The organism is Streptomyces sp. NPDC052042 (genome assembly GCF_044548345.1).
GTDB lineage: Bacteria > Actinomycetota > Actinomycetes > Streptomycetales > Streptomycetaceae > Streptomyces.
On record NZ_JBIUBU010000019.1, the window covers coordinates 88,412 to 101,410 of the forward strand.

The following is a 12,999-nucleotide window of genomic DNA, read 5'->3' on the forward strand; positions in this document are numbered from 1 at the left end:
TGCCACCCTCGTGGGTGTACGCGTCGGCTTCCGGCCGCGCAAGTGAACCGATGCTTGCTCCTCGGTGAACTCTGGGCGACGAGTGTTCGGACAGGCACCCGGATGGCTGGGAGAGTCCTCTTCGACCCGCATAACCTTGACGTATGGACGTGAACGCGGCGGTCGCCGCAGCTGCGGCGATCGGCGGTGCGTGTACCGGCGTGATCGCCATGCTCGCGTTCCGCTGGAGCGAGCGCGACCAGAAGAGGCCGACGCGAACCTCCCTGCGGCCCGACGGCAACGCGGCTCTTCCTCCCGGTGTGGACACGGTCCTGTCCGTACTCAGTTCCTCGGCGGTCGTGCTCGACGAGAGCGACAGCGTGGTCAAGGCCAGCTCCGCCGCCTATGCGCTGGGGCTGGTCAGGGGAGGACGCCTCGCCGTCGACGAGATGCTGACCATGGCCCGGGACACCCGCAGGGACGGCGAGATAAGGCAGGTCGAACTGGACCTGCCCCGGCGCGGCACCGGCCGGGGCGAGGCCCTCGCGGTCTCCGCCCGGGTCGCCCCACTGGGTTCCCGCCTGGTGCTGCTGCTGGTCGAGGACCTCACCGAGGCCCGCCGCATAGAAGCGGTGCGGCGCGACTTCGTCGCCAACGTCAGCCATGAGCTCAAGACCCCGGTCGGCGCGCTCTCGCTGCTCTCCGAAGCCGTACTGGACGCCTCCGACGATCCGGAGGCGGTGGAGCGGTTCGCCGGGCGGATGCAGATCGAGGCGACCCGGCTGACCAATCTCGTGCAGGAGATCATCGACCTCTCGCGGGTGCAGAACGACGACCCGCTGGAGGACGCCGAGCCGGTACGCGTGGACGAGCTGGTGGCCGAGGCCATCGATCGCTGCCGCCAGCAGGCCGGCGCGAAGCAGATCACCATGGCCGCGGGTGGCACCGCGGAGCTCCGTATCTGGGGCAACCGCGGTCAGCTCGCCGCGGCGCTCGGCAACCTCGTCGAGAACGCCGTCAACTACAGCCCCGCCCGTACCCGAGTGGGCATCGCCGCCCGGCGTGTGTCCGTACCCGGCGGGGACCAGATCGAGATCGCGGTGACCGACCAGGGCATCGGCATCTCGGAGAAGGACCGCGAGCGGGTCTTCGAACGGTTCTACCGCGTCGACCCGGCCCGCTCACGGGCCACCGGTGGCACCGGCCTCGGCCTCGCCATCGTCAAGCATGTGGCCGCCTCGCACGGCGGGGAGGTCACGGTCTGGAGCTCGGAGGGCCAGGGCTCCACCTTCACCCTGCGGCTGCCCGAAGCAGGTCCCGCACGGGAAGAGGACCGCAGTTCGGGCGGACCGTTCGTCATCGAAGGCGACGAGGGCCCTTATGAACCCGCTCACCCCGACACCCTTGAACCATTTCCTGCCCCGGAGGTCCTTCCGTGACCCGAGTGCTTGTCGTCGAGGACGAGGAATCCTTCAGCGACGCTCTGTCCTACATGCTCCGCAAGGAGGGTTTCGAAGTCGCCGTCGCGGCCACGGGACCGGATGGTCTCGACGAGTTCGAGCGCAACGGCGCCGATCTCGTGCTGCTCGACCTGATGCTGCCCGGCCTGCCCGGCACGGAGGTCTGCCGCCAGCTGCGCAGCAGGTCCAACGTCCCCGTGATCATGGTCACGGCGAAGGACAGCGAGATCGACAAGGTCGTCGGACTGGAGATAGGAGCCGACGACTACGTCACCAAGCCCTTCTCCTCGAGGGAGCTCGTCGCCCGGATCCGCGCCGTGCTGCGCCGCCGGGGCGAACCGGAGGAGGTCACCCCGGCCGCCCTGGAAGCGGGCCCGGTGCGGATGGACGTGGACCGCCACGTGGTCACGGTCTCCGGAGACAAGGTCGACCTGCCGCTCAAGGAGTTCGACCTGCTGGAGATGCTGTTGCGCAACGCGGGCCGGGTGCTGACCCGCATGCAGCTCATCGACCGGGTCTGGGGTGCGGACTACGTGGGTGACACCAAGACCCTCGACGTCCACGTCAAGCGCCTGCGGGCCAAGATCGAGCCCGACCCGGGCGCGCCGCGCTACCTGGTGACGGTCCGCGGTCTGGGGTACAAGTTCGAGCCGTAGAGCCCCGGTCTCCGAGCCGCGGCGCAGCGCCGTGTCCCTGAGCCGGGTCGTTGTGGTGCTTTCCCGCGTCGGGTTATTGAGTCGTGCCCCGAGCCGGGGCGCGGAACCCGTCTGCGAGCCGGGGCGCGACCCCGGTTCGCAGACCGGCGGGCGATGACCCCGTCGCTCGTACGCGGTCGTCCACCGGGCGGTGCGCGGCGGCACCTTCGGGCGGTATGCGACGGCGGAGGACGCCCCCCTTGAAAACGGGGGGCGTCCTCCGCCGTTCACGCTGCCCGGTGTCCGGGTGGTGGCCCGGTCAGTCGTTCGACGGGGCGTCGGCCTCGGTGTCGGTCTCGCCCGGGGCGCCCGGGGTCGCGGAGCCGGTCGGAGTGGCGGGCGACTCCGACGGGGCGGTCGGCAGTGCGCTCGGGCCGAAGTCCTTGAAGAAACTGGTCGCCGGGACGACGAGCAGGCTGAGCGGGATCTCTCCGGTCGAGCTGAGCTTGAAGACGACGCGCTGCACGTTGCCGTCCTGCGCGGCCTCGTGGCCGTTCTCGATCACGGCGGAGGCGTTGCCCTTGCCACCGATGATCACCCTGCCGCCGGCCGGGACGACGACGGGGCCGGCGCCCTCGGCGGCGTGCAGCTTCACCGTGGTGCTCGTGCCCGGCACGGTGATGGCCTCAAGGGTCTGCTGCTCCTTGCCGTTGTTGAAGAGCGTCGCGGAGACCACGGCCGGCCCCTCCGCCTTGGGCTCGGGCTGGGTGATGAGGTTCGCGTTCTGGATGCTGATGTCACCGGAGGTGGTCGCGGCGCTGTCCGGCCTGATCTGAAGCGTCGCGGCGTCATTGCCCGCACCGCACGCGGCGAGCGAGGCGATCGAGAACACGATGGCTGTGGCGGCGAGGGCGCCGTGTCGAAGGCTGCGGCTCACGGCGGCGGCAACTCCTTGAACGATCGGACTGCGGACGGGGGGCGAGCGGTGTGAGGCCGCTCGGCGGGCGACGTAAAGCCACCCTAAGGATGTGTCAGCGGCTTTAGGCTACCGAGCCGCCCTACTCGCCCCGCACCCGACCCGCCCCTATACGTCCCGCACTTCCCGTCCGGCGCTCCCGCAGGCGTGTCCCGGAGCCCGGGAGACCCCCTGAGCGGCAGGCTTTCTCCGTCCCCCGAGGTGCCGTTCCCAGGGCCCGCCCCAAAGGGCCTCCACCACGGGGGCGACCCCGCCGTCACGCACGTCCGCACCGGCCCGCAGGTTCGCGGCCGCCCACCGGGTTCGCGGTCGGCGCACAGCCGGCCCGTGCCCCACTACCGCGAGCCCACGGCGCACGCCCGACCGCGAGCCCACGGCGCACGCCGGGCCGCGAACCTGCGGCGCATGCCGGGCCGCGCGTTCGCGGACCGCCAGCTCCGACACCATCCGGCGCCATGTTTCCGCCCCTCGTCCCTGAGGTTCCCTCTCCGCCCCTCGGATGCCTCCGCCACCCCCGCATCCATGGCCACATGCCGTCGGCACATCCGGTCACCGGCACAGTCGCCGACAACAGGACGGCGGTGCGTCGACACGCACCGTTCACATATTGCCGGTGATCAATTCATGGGCGTGGCGCATTTCACGCTCATAAGTGATCACGCGGGGGTGCTGGTCAATTCCATTGACCGCCACCACTTACATCTGCACTTACCTCCGTACGGGTGAGCGATCTCCGAACGGAGTGCGGAATGTTTGACATCGAGAACCCGGCAAAACGTGACATTCAACCCCTTCGGGAAGGGGTTCCGGGGCGTGTGACGTGCCCGTTTCGTCCCGCCCGCACAGCCGCTCCGACCTGCGAATACCGCGTTCCGTGAACCTTCCGCAGCACGTACGTGTTGCTGTTGTCAAGCCCCGAGATATGCCCTGACCTGCGAAAACGCCATTCAGGGGAAGCTGTTCTCGTGTTACCCTTGATAGCCACGGAAGGGGTACCTGTCACATGACGTTCAAGGTTGGCGACACCGTGGTCTATCCCCATCACGGGGCCGCGCTGATCGAGGCTATCGAAACTCGCCAGATCAAAGGCGTGGACAAGACCTACTTGGTGCTCAAGGTCGCCCAGGGCGACTTGACGGTTCGTGTGCCGGCGGACAACGCGGAGTTCGTGGGTGTGCGGGACGTGGTCGGGCAGGAGGGGCTGGACCGGGTCTTCGAGGTGCTGCGCGCGCCGTACGCCGAAGAGCCGACGAACTGGTCCCGGCGCTACAAGGCAAATCTGGAGAAGCTCGCCTCCGGCGATGTCATCAAGGTCGCCGAAGTGGTTCGCGACCTGTGGCGTCGTGAGCGAGAGCGCGGACTCTCCGCAGGTGAGAAGCGAATGCTGGCCAAGGCCCGCCAGATTCTGGTGAGCGAGCTCGCTCTCGCGGAGAACACGAACGAGGACAAGGCCGAGGCTCTGCTCGACGAGGTACTCGCGTCCTGAACCGGCTCGTGCCGGTCGTCAAAATTGTGCAGCGGTGCCCGCTGACCACCGTATTCACGGTATGTCGGTCGGGCACCGCCGTGTGTCCGAAAACGTGGTGTGCCCGAATGCGGGGTGCCTGAATGCGAGACGTGTCCGAACACCGGCGTGTCATGTCCCGGAGTGCGGTCCCAGTGCGCAGTCATCGCGGATAGCGGATGCGGGTGTGGGCGCCGACGTGGATGTGGGCGCGGACGCGGGCCGCGCTATCCCGTCCAGTGTGCGGTTTTCGGTATCCGGATGCGGGGGTCCGACGTCTGCGTACGGTACGGACGCCGGACATGGAAGGCCGGGGTCGACCCTATGGACAGCCGGGTTCGACCCGTCCGGATTCAGCCAAGGCATGGCTGAATGGCGGCGATTATGGTCTGTCGCGCCCTCGCGTTGGCTTCAGCGGCGATCCCCCCGATACTTTGCTCGCGATCTCGCGCAGCCGACCCCGAGCGGCCGAAGCGGCTCGTCCGGCTTCGACCGGGTGTCACGGAAAGGGCCCGGTCGAGTCGCGGTCCGGAGCCCGGCTCGCTTGTGGCCCTACCCACGTCTGTCGTGGAAACAAACATGCCGAAGCTCCGGAGTGCAACCGATGTCTGATCAACCGCGTCCCTCCCGCACCGCCGCCGTGATCCCCGCGGCCGGTCGCGGCGTCCGGCTCGGTCCGGGTGCCCCCAAGGCGCTCCGCGCGCTGGGCGGGACACCGATGCTCATCCACGCGGTACGCGCCATGGCGGCGTCCCGTTCCGTCTCGCTGGTCGTCGTCGTGGCACCGCCGGACGGCGCTCCCGAGGTCAAGAACCTGCTGGACGCGCACGCGCTGCCCGAGCGCACCGACTACCTCGTCGTGCCGGGCGGCGACACCCGCCAGGAATCGGTGCGCCTCGGCCTGGACGTCCTGCCCGAGGACGTCTCCGTCGTGCTCGTCCACGACGCGGCGCGCCCGCTGGTACCCGTCGACACGGTGGACGTGGTGATCGAGGCGGTACGCGACGGCGCGCCCGCCGTCGTCCCCGCGCTGCCGCTCGCCGACACCGTCAAGGAGGTGGAGCCCGGTGCGCCGGGCGAGCCGGAACCGGTGCTCGGCACGCCCGAACGGGCCCGGCTGCGGGCCGTGCAGACCCCGCAGGGTTTCGACCGCGACACGCTTGTGCGTGCGCACCGGACCGTCGTCGTCGGCGGCGAGGGGGCCACGGACGACGCGGGCATGGTGGAACGGCTCGGGGAGCCCGTCGTGGTCGTCCCCGGGCACGAGGAGGCATTCAAGGTGACCCGGCCGCTGGATCTGGTGCTGGCCGAGGCGGTACTCGCGCGCAGGAGGGCGAAAGATGGCTTCTGAGACTTCTGAGGAAACGGTTCGCGGGGCGACGGGCGCCGGGGACGAGGCGGCCGGACGGCGGTCCGGACCGGTGATCCCGCTCGTCGGGATCGGCACGGACATCCACGCCTTCGAGGAGGGCCGCGAGCTGTGGTGCGCGGGCCTGCGGTGGGAAGGGGAGGGGCCCGGTCTGGCCGGGCACTCGGACGCCGACGTCGTGGCGCACGCCGCGTGCAACGCGCTCTTCTCGGCCGCCGGGCTCGGCGACCTCGGGCAGCACTTCGGCACCGGGCGGCCGGAGTGGTCCGGCGCCTCCGGGGTCACGCTGCTGACCGAGGCGGCGCGGATCGTTCGGGCCGCGGGCTTCGAGATCGGGAACGTCGCCGTCCAGGTCGTCGGCGTACGGCCGAAGATCGGCAAGCGGCGCGAGGAGGCGCAGCGGGTGCTGTCGGCCGCAGTGGGGGCGCCCGTCTCGCTCTCCGCCGCCACCTCCGACGGGCTCGGCTTCACCGGGCGGGGCGAAGGGCTCGCCGGGATTGCGACGGCGCTGGTCTACCGCGCCGACTGAGCCGGGGTACGCCCCTGCCCGGCCGCTGCCCTCCGCCCCGCCGTTCCTCTGAGGAGCCGTCGGCGCGTACCCGCTGTCCGCCAGCCTTCCCCGCGATCCCCGAGGGGGCGCGGGGCACTGGCACACGCCCACTACCCTTGAGGCGTGACTATTCGCCTGTACGACACCAACGCCCGGCAGATCCGCAACTTCGTCCCGCTCACGGCGGGCTCTGTCTCGATCTACCTCTGTGGTGCCACCGTTCAGGCGGCCCCGCATATCGGGCACATCCGGTCCGGACTGAACTTCGACATCATGCGCCGCTGGTTCGAGTACCGCGGATACGACGTCACGTTCGTCCGGAACGTCACCGACATCGACGACAAGATCATCGCGAAGTCCGCAGAGCAGGGCCGGCCCTGGTGGGCCATCGGCTACGAGAACGAGCGGGCGTTCAACTCCGGGTACGACGCGCTGGGCTGCCTGCCAGTCACGTACGAGCCTCGCGCGACCGGCCACATCACCGAGATGATCGAGATGATGCGGGGCCTGATCGAACGTGGTCACGCTTACGCGGCGGACGGCAACGTCTACTTCGACGTGCGGTCCTTCCCGGAGTACCTGTCGCTGTCCAACCAGGACCTGGCCGATCTGCGCCAGCCCTCCGGCGAGGGCGAGACCGGAAAGCGCGACCCGCGCGACTTCGCGATGTGGAAGGCGTCCAAGCCGGGTGAGCCGAGCTGGGAGACCCCGTGGGGTCGCGGCCGTCCGGGCTGGCACCTGGAGTGCTCGGCCATGGCGCACAAGTACCTGGGGCAGTCCTTCGACATCCACGGCGGTGGGATCGACCTGATCTTCCCGCACCACGAGAACGAGATCGCCCAGGCCCAGGCGTTCGGCGACGCGTTCGCGCGGTACTGGGTGCACAACGGCTGGGTCACCATGTCCGGCGAGAAGATGTCGAAATCGCTGGGCAACTCGGTACTGGTCAGCGAGATGGTCAAGACCTGGCGCCCGATCGTGCTGCGTTACTACCTCGGCACCCCGCATTACCGGTCGATGATCGAGTACAGCGAGGAGGCCCTGCGCGAGGCCGAGTCCGCCTTCGCGCGGATCGAGGGCTTCATGCAGCGCGTCGTCGAGAAGGCGGGTGGTGCCGTCGCCCCGGCCGACGAGGTACCGCCCGCGTTCGCCGAGGCCATGGACGACGACCTGGGTGTCCCGCAGGCGCTCGCGATCGTCCACACCACGGTCCGGCAGGGAAACTCCGCGCTGGCCGCCGACGACAAGGAGGCGGCCGTCGCCCGGCTCGCGGAGGTGCGGGCGATGCTCGGCGTCCTCGGGCTCGACCCGCTGGACGAGCACTGGGCGGGCGAGAACGACCGCGGCGAAGATCTGCACGGGGTCGTGGACACGCTCGTTCGCCTGGTCCTGGACCAGCGCGAGGCGGCCCGCGCCCGCAAGGACTGGCCCGCCGCCGACGCCATCCGCGACCAGCTCGGCCAGTCCGGGCTCGTCATCGAGGACAGCCCGGCCGGACCGCGCTGGAGCCTCGGCCCGCGGTCGTAGACAGCCCGCGTGCCGCCCGGAGGCTCCGGGCGGCACACCCGTCCGGGGCCTCCGCGGGCCCTTCGGGGCCTCCTGGGGCCCAGGGCTCCGCGCCGGACCCTGGCACACTTTCCATATACGTACACACGCATGTCTGAGCAGCAACGAAACAGGTAGGTCATGGCCGGGAACAGCCAGCGCAGGAACCGCCGCACGTCCAACAAGAAGGGCGCGCAGGTCGGCAGCGGTGGCCAGCGGCGCCGTGGCCTGGAGGGCAAGGGGCCGACGCCGCCCGCCTCCGCCCGCAAGGGGCACGCGAAGAACCGGGTCGCCCAGGCCAAGGCCAAGCAGGCCGCGCGCCACCGCCCGGCCCCGCGCCGCGGCGGTGCCAAGGGCACCTCCGAGATGGTCGTCGGCCGCAACCCGGTCTTCGAGGCCCTGCGCGACGGCGTGCCCGCGACGACCCTGTACGTGCAGCAGTACATCGACAACGACGAGCGGGTCCGCGACGTGCTCCGGCTCGCCGGTGAGCGCGGCAACATCAACCTGATGGAGGCCCCGCGCGCCGAGCTGGACCGGATGACCAACGGCCTGAACCATCAGGGCCTCGTCCTCCAGGTCCCGCCGTACGAGTACGCGCACCCGGAGGACCTGGTGGTTGCCGCGCACGACAACGGCGAGGAGCCGCTGATCGTCGCCCTCGACGGCGTCACCGACCCGCGCAACCTGGGCGCGATCGTCCGCTCCGTCTCCGCGTTCGGCGGGCACGGCGTGGTCGTGCCCGAGCGGCGCGCGGCCGGCATGACGGCGGGCGCCTGGAAGTCCTCGGCGGGCACGGCCGCCCGTACGCCGGTCGCCCGGGTGACGAACCTGACCCGGGCCCTGGAGGGCTACCAGAAGGCGGGGCTCACGGTCGTCGGCCTCGCCGCGGACGGCGAGCACACCGTCGAGGACCTGGAAGCGCTCGACGGCCCGGTCGTCGTCGTCATCGGCAGCGAGGGCAAGGGGCTCGGCCGGCTCGTCGGCGAGACCTGCGACTACCGCGTCCGCATCACGATGCCGGGTGGCGCGGAGTCCCTGAACGCCGGTGTCGCGGCCGGGATCGTGCTCTACGAGGCCGCGCGGCGCCGCGCCTGAGCCCGCGCGCCCCGGGTGCCGATCCTGAGCCGCTCCGGACGCCGTGCCTGGGTCGCCCCGGGTGGGCGTCCGGCCCCGGTCGCCCCCGGGGCGAGCGTCCGGCACTGGCGGGGCGGGGTTGCCCTGCCTCCTGCGCCTCGCCTTCGCCACGGGTTCCGTTCCCGGACGGGTCCGTTCTCGGACGGGTCCGTTCCTCTAGAGGTGCCGCTCCTCTATGGGTGTCGTTCCTGTATAGGTGTCGTTGGGTGTCGTTCCCGGACGGATCCCGTTCCCGGACGGGTTGCGCCTGCTCACCGCCCGGCCCCGTCTGCTCACTTGCGAGGCCCGGACCTCCACTGACGTGGCCTCGCACGCCCGTTGACGGGTCTCGGACACATCGGGCCCGTCAAGGCAGTGTCCTAAACACCCATCACTCGGTTAGATGAGTGTGGACACCAGAACGCCTCGGTTCGACGAAGTACCCGCCCTGAGCATGGCCAAGGTGGACTGCGATCCTGCGCAGGTCATCGTCAACCACGCCAGCTTCCGAGTGCAGCTCGCGCCCGGCCAGCGCGCACGGCTGCGCGGGCTGGCCCCCGCGGGCGTCGCCGGGATCCCCGCCATGAGCGGAGCCCCCGGAGGGGTGCGCGGCAGGCGCGCGCCCGTCGTGTGGAGCGGGAGGTCCGTCCCCGGCGACCCCGGCGCCACCGGACTTCTCCAGGCCGTACGCGACTCGGCCACGGCCCGCCCGACGGCCGCCCATGCCTCCCACGACCCCCGTGCCCCCCACCGCGGCGACTCCGGCAGCCCCGGCGAGTTCGACGGTGGGCTCGGCACGGGCGGCACCCAGCTCATCGACCTCGAAGAGACCCAGCCCAACCCCGTCATCACCGCACCCCAGCAGCCGGGGCCGCACGGCAACGGCCCGCTGCTGCCGCCGATGCGCCAGGCGGTGGGAGCCTACGACCACCCGGTCGACCACGGACCGTACGACCGGGACGGATACGACCGAGACACCGGATACGACGGGTACGTGGGCGCGGCCGACGACGCGAACGGGGACGCGTACGACGACGGCACCGAGCCCCGGGGCCGACGCCAGGGCGACGACGTACGGCACGCCTACTATCCGGGACACCGGATGAACCTCGGCGTGGTACTGCTGCCCCTGCGGGTCTTCCTCGGGCTCATCTCCATCTACGCCGGCATGGGCAAGCTGTGCGACCCGGTGTACTTCGACGGCGGCGAGCGCGGCTCCATGGTCACGTGGCTGAGCTCGCTGCACCCCTGGACGCTCGCCGAGCCGCTGCGGGACTTCGCGGTCTCGCACCCCGTGGGCGCGGGACTCACCGTCGCCTTCCTCCAGGTGATCGTCGGTGTCCTCACCGTTCTCGGCCTCTGGCAGCGCGTCGCCGCGTCCGTCGGGGCGCTGCTCTCCGCCGCCCTGCTGGTCACGGTCAGCTGGCGCAGCGTCGCCGTGTACGACGCGCCGGACATCATCTACCTCGCCGCCTGGAGCCCGCTGATCATCGCGGGCGCGCCCGTCTACTCCATCGACGGGCGGCTCGCCGGTGAGGCGTGGCGCACGCTCGGTCCGCGTTCGGCGCTCGGGGACCTCCGTCGCCGGGTGCTGCGCCGGGGTGCGGCCGTGACGACCGTCGTCGTCGGCCTCACGTTCCTGGTGGGTTCCATGCTCGGCGGAGCCGTACGCTCCTCCGGGGTCGTGACCGTGCCGGGCCCCAACCGCATCCCGACCAACCAACTGCCCGGCTCCCCGCTCCCGGAGGAGTCCCGTACCGGTGGGGCCTCCCACACGCCCGAGGGGCGGCGCCCGTCGCCGACCCGCAGCGCCGCCGCCACCACCCCGTCCACACAGGCGTCCACGCCCCCCGAGGACCCCGTGCGCGAGCCCGAGCGGGCGACGACCGGCGCCGGGCAGCCCAGCCAGACTCAGGGCACCGTCCAGCAGGTCCCGCAGCAGACGACCCCGCAGCAGCCCCCGGCGAGCAGCTCCGGCCCGAGTTCCTCGGGCTCCACCGGCACCGGCACCGGCACCGGCGGCGGTCCCACGGGCGGCAGCGGCCCGGACGACGACGCTTCCACCGGAGGAACGTCGGGCGCCGGACGGAACCCGATCGGCGGCCTGCTCGGCTGAGTCCCGAGCCCGGAAAGACGGATGAGGGGCGGTCACCGGAGTTCACCGGTGACCGCCCCACTGTGCGCCCGGCCCTCTGCGCCCGCCGTCCCGCACGCCGCCGGATGCCCGCGTACGTCGCTTCCCCGCGTATGCCGCGTACCCGCGTAAGTCGTGCGCCCGCGTATGTTGCGCGCTCGTGGGGTCGCGTAGTGCGTGTCGTCCGCCGCGGGCGCTACCGGCCGTCGAGTTCCTTGGCGGCCTCGGTCAGGTCCTTCGCTGTGTCGATGGCGCGCCAGTACGCGCCGTGTGGCAGTGGATACCCGGCCAGCCTGCGCTCGCGGGCGAGCTTCGGGAAGGTCGTCCGCTCATGGTCGCCCAGGTCGGGCAGCAGGGCGGTGAAGGCCGGTGAGAAGACATACACGCCGGCATTGATCAGATACGGCGACGGCGGCGCCTCGATGAAGTCGGTGATGTGCCCGAACGCGTCCGTCTCCACCGCGCCCCAGGGGATCCGGGGACGGGCCAGGGCCAGGGTGGCGGTCGCGTCGCGCTCGGCATGGAAGGCCGCCATCTCGCGCAGCGAGAACCGCGTCCAGATGTCGCCGTTGGTGGCGTACCAGGGCTGGTCCGGGTCGGGCAGCCGTGCGGCCGCGTACTTCAGGCCGCCACCGCGCCCCAGTGGCTCGGACTCCACGACGGTCGTCACGCGCAGCGGCAGCACCGCCGAGTCCAGCCATTCCTGCAGCACCTCGGCCAGATGACCGCATGACACCACGACATCGGTCACGCCCTCGGCGGCCAGCCAGGAAAGCTGATGGCCGATGATCGGGGTCCCGGTTCCTGGGATCTCGACCATCGGCTTGGGACGGTCGTCGGTGTACGGGCGCAGCCGCGATCCCTGGCCACCCGCCAGAACCACGGCCTGTGTCGGATACGTATGCATACCAGGCACGATATGTGGCGCCTGGTGTCGGGGCGTAGGGGGCCGGTGGGTGCGCCGATCGATGGACCCACCGGCCGACTGACGGGCCGGTGGACCGACGGCCCGTCAGCCCGACGGGCCGGGCGGGTCGTCAGTCCGACGGGCGGGGCGGGCCGGGCCCGATGGGTCAGCTGAACTGCGCGACGCCCGAGGCGAACGACGTGTCGCAGACGGGGCGGGAGAACCGGTGGGCGTGCGTCGGCCCGTACTGCTCGACCGCCGCACGGCCCAGCGCCTTCGCGATCGACATGCAGTGCCGGGCGAGCGAGGGGCGTCCTTCGACGGAGCGCTGAAGGTCCGTCAGCGCGACGCCCGGGTCCTTCTCGCGGAGTTCCACGAGCAGACGGTCGCGGAGGATGTCCTGCGGGGCACGCGCCTTGGCGCGCTCCGAGACGTTCTGGGTCGACGCGGCCAGGACCTGCGGCTCGGAGGTGTGTGCTGCCCACGGCACGCTCGTGACGGCGAGGGTCCCAGAGAGGACCATCACGACGGGCAGTGCGAGGGCAAGGGAACGGCCGATACGGCGAGCGGTGTGGGTCACGCAGCGAGCGTAGCGGTCCGTAATGGAGAGGCGACATTTTGTCACCCTTAAGAGGGGTGGTTCGAGGGTGTTTTTCGAATTCTGTGTTGACGGCAGGCGGCGGAACGCCCGGTGTGCGGCGGGGATCCGGTGCCGCGCGGTTTCAAACCCGTATCCGTCTCGCGGCGCACGAACGGCCCCGCGCGGAGTCCCGGACCGGCGTCTCGAACCGGAGCCTCGGACCGGCGTCTCGGGCGGCTTGGCT

Annotated in this window: 11 protein-coding genes; 8 read left to right on the top strand and 3 right to left on the bottom strand. The window is 71.2% G+C overall.

Features of this window, described 5'->3' with window-relative positions; genetic code table 11:
- Positions 1-143: 143 nt before the first annotated feature.
- Together ACIHCL_RS26780 and ACIHCL_RS26785 are read left to right on the top strand one after the other, a co-directional pair.
- Positions 144-1,418: a sensor histidine kinase gene (locus ACIHCL_RS26780; protein WP_399865604.1), complete on the top strand. Its 1,275-nt coding sequence runs from the start codon at positions 144-146 to the stop codon at positions 1,416-1,418.
- The gene (locus ACIHCL_RS26785) at positions 1,415-2,095 is read left to right on the top strand and encodes a response regulator (RefSeq protein WP_399865605.1); all 681 of its coding nucleotides are present in this window, start codon (positions 1,415-1,417) and stop codon (positions 2,093-2,095) included. Before ACIHCL_RS26780 ends, ACIHCL_RS26785 begins: the two co-directional genes overlap by 4 nt.
- Positions 2,096-2,393: 298 nt before the next feature.
- Here ACIHCL_RS26785 and ACIHCL_RS26790 read toward each other — a convergent pair whose 3' ends face one another.
- Positions 2,394-3,011 (bottom strand): DUF461 domain-containing protein, encoded by a 618-nt coding sequence (locus tag ACIHCL_RS26790; RefSeq protein WP_399865606.1) that lies wholly within the window; start codon positions 3,009-3,011, stop codon positions 2,394-2,396.
- Between the two features lie 1,042 nt (positions 3,012-4,053).
- Here ACIHCL_RS26790 and ACIHCL_RS26795 point away from each other — a divergent pair.
- The 6 genes from ACIHCL_RS26795 (at position 4,054) to ACIHCL_RS26820 (ending at position 11,250) form a co-directional block, all read left to right on the top strand.
- Entirely contained in the window at positions 4,054-4,536 is a 483-nt protein-coding gene (locus ACIHCL_RS26795; protein ID WP_006380568.1) for a CarD family transcriptional regulator, read from the top strand.
- Between the two features lie 622 nt (positions 4,537-5,158).
- On the top strand, positions 5,159-5,905 hold the full coding sequence (gene ispD / locus ACIHCL_RS26800; RefSeq protein WP_399865609.1) for a 2-C-methyl-D-erythritol 4-phosphate cytidylyltransferase: 747 nt from the start codon (positions 5,159-5,161) through the stop codon (positions 5,903-5,905).
- The gene (gene ispF / locus ACIHCL_RS26805; RefSeq protein WP_399865612.1) at positions 5,895-6,452 is read left to right on the top strand and encodes a 2-C-methyl-D-erythritol 2,4-cyclodiphosphate synthase; all 558 of its coding nucleotides are present in this window, start codon (positions 5,895-5,897) and stop codon (positions 6,450-6,452) included. The genes ispD and ispF overlap by 11 nt, the downstream gene beginning before the upstream one ends.
- A gap of 144 nt (positions 6,453-6,596) precedes the next feature.
- Positions 6,597-8,000, top strand: coding sequence for a cysteine--tRNA ligase (cysS, locus tag ACIHCL_RS26810; RefSeq protein ID WP_399865613.1), 1,404 nt, complete (start codon positions 6,597-6,599; stop codon positions 7,998-8,000).
- Positions 8,001-8,159: 159 nt separating this feature from the next.
- On the top strand, positions 8,160-9,116 hold the full coding sequence (gene rlmB, locus ACIHCL_RS26815; protein ID WP_399865615.1) for a 23S rRNA (guanosine(2251)-2'-O)-methyltransferase RlmB: 957 nt from the start codon (positions 8,160-8,162) through the stop codon (positions 9,114-9,116).
- A 421-nt stretch (positions 9,117-9,537) separates the two neighbouring features.
- Entirely contained in the window at positions 9,538-11,250 is a 1,713-nt protein-coding gene (locus tag ACIHCL_RS26820; RefSeq protein ID WP_399865616.1) for a DoxX family protein, read from the top strand.
- Positions 11,251-11,464: 214 nt separating this feature from the next.
- Here the strand turns inward: ACIHCL_RS26820 and ACIHCL_RS26825 are convergent, their stop codons facing one another.
- Together ACIHCL_RS26825 and ACIHCL_RS26830 are read right to left on the bottom strand one after the other, a co-directional pair.
- On the bottom strand, positions 11,465-12,175 hold the full coding sequence (locus ACIHCL_RS26825) for an NDP-sugar synthase (protein ID WP_399865618.1): 711 nt from the start codon (positions 12,173-12,175) through the stop codon (positions 11,465-11,467).
- Positions 12,176-12,341: 166 nt separating this feature from the next.
- Entirely contained in the window at positions 12,342-12,755 is a 414-nt protein-coding gene (locus tag ACIHCL_RS26830; RefSeq protein WP_399865619.1) for a hypothetical protein, read from the bottom strand.
- Between the last annotated feature and the right edge of the window lie 244 nt (positions 12,756-12,999).

Bases quoted from the DNA above. Each gene is read 5' to 3' on its own strand.
- ACIHCL_RS26820 (WP_399865616.1), top strand. From the start codon at position 9,538: ATGAGTGTGGACACCAGAACGCCTCGGTTCGACGAAGTACCCGCCCTG.
- ACIHCL_RS26780 (WP_399865604.1), top strand. From the start codon at position 144: ATGGACGTGAACGCGGCGGTCGCCGCAGCTGCGGCGATCGGCGGTGCG.
- ACIHCL_RS26795 (WP_006380568.1), top strand. From the start codon at position 4,054: ATGACGTTCAAGGTTGGCGACACCGTGGTCTATCCCCATCACGGGGCC.
- ispD (WP_399865609.1), top strand. From the start codon at position 5,159: ATGTCTGATCAACCGCGTCCCTCCCGCACCGCCGCCGTGATCCCCGCG.
- ACIHCL_RS26825 (WP_399865618.1), bottom strand. From the start codon at position 12,175: ATGCATACGTATCCGACACAGGCCGTGGTTCTGGCGGGTGGCCAGGGA.
- ispF (WP_399865612.1), top strand. From the start codon at position 5,895: ATGGCTTCTGAGACTTCTGAGGAAACGGTTCGCGGGGCGACGGGCGCC.
- rlmB (WP_399865615.1), top strand. From the start codon at position 8,160: ATGGCCGGGAACAGCCAGCGCAGGAACCGCCGCACGTCCAACAAGAAG.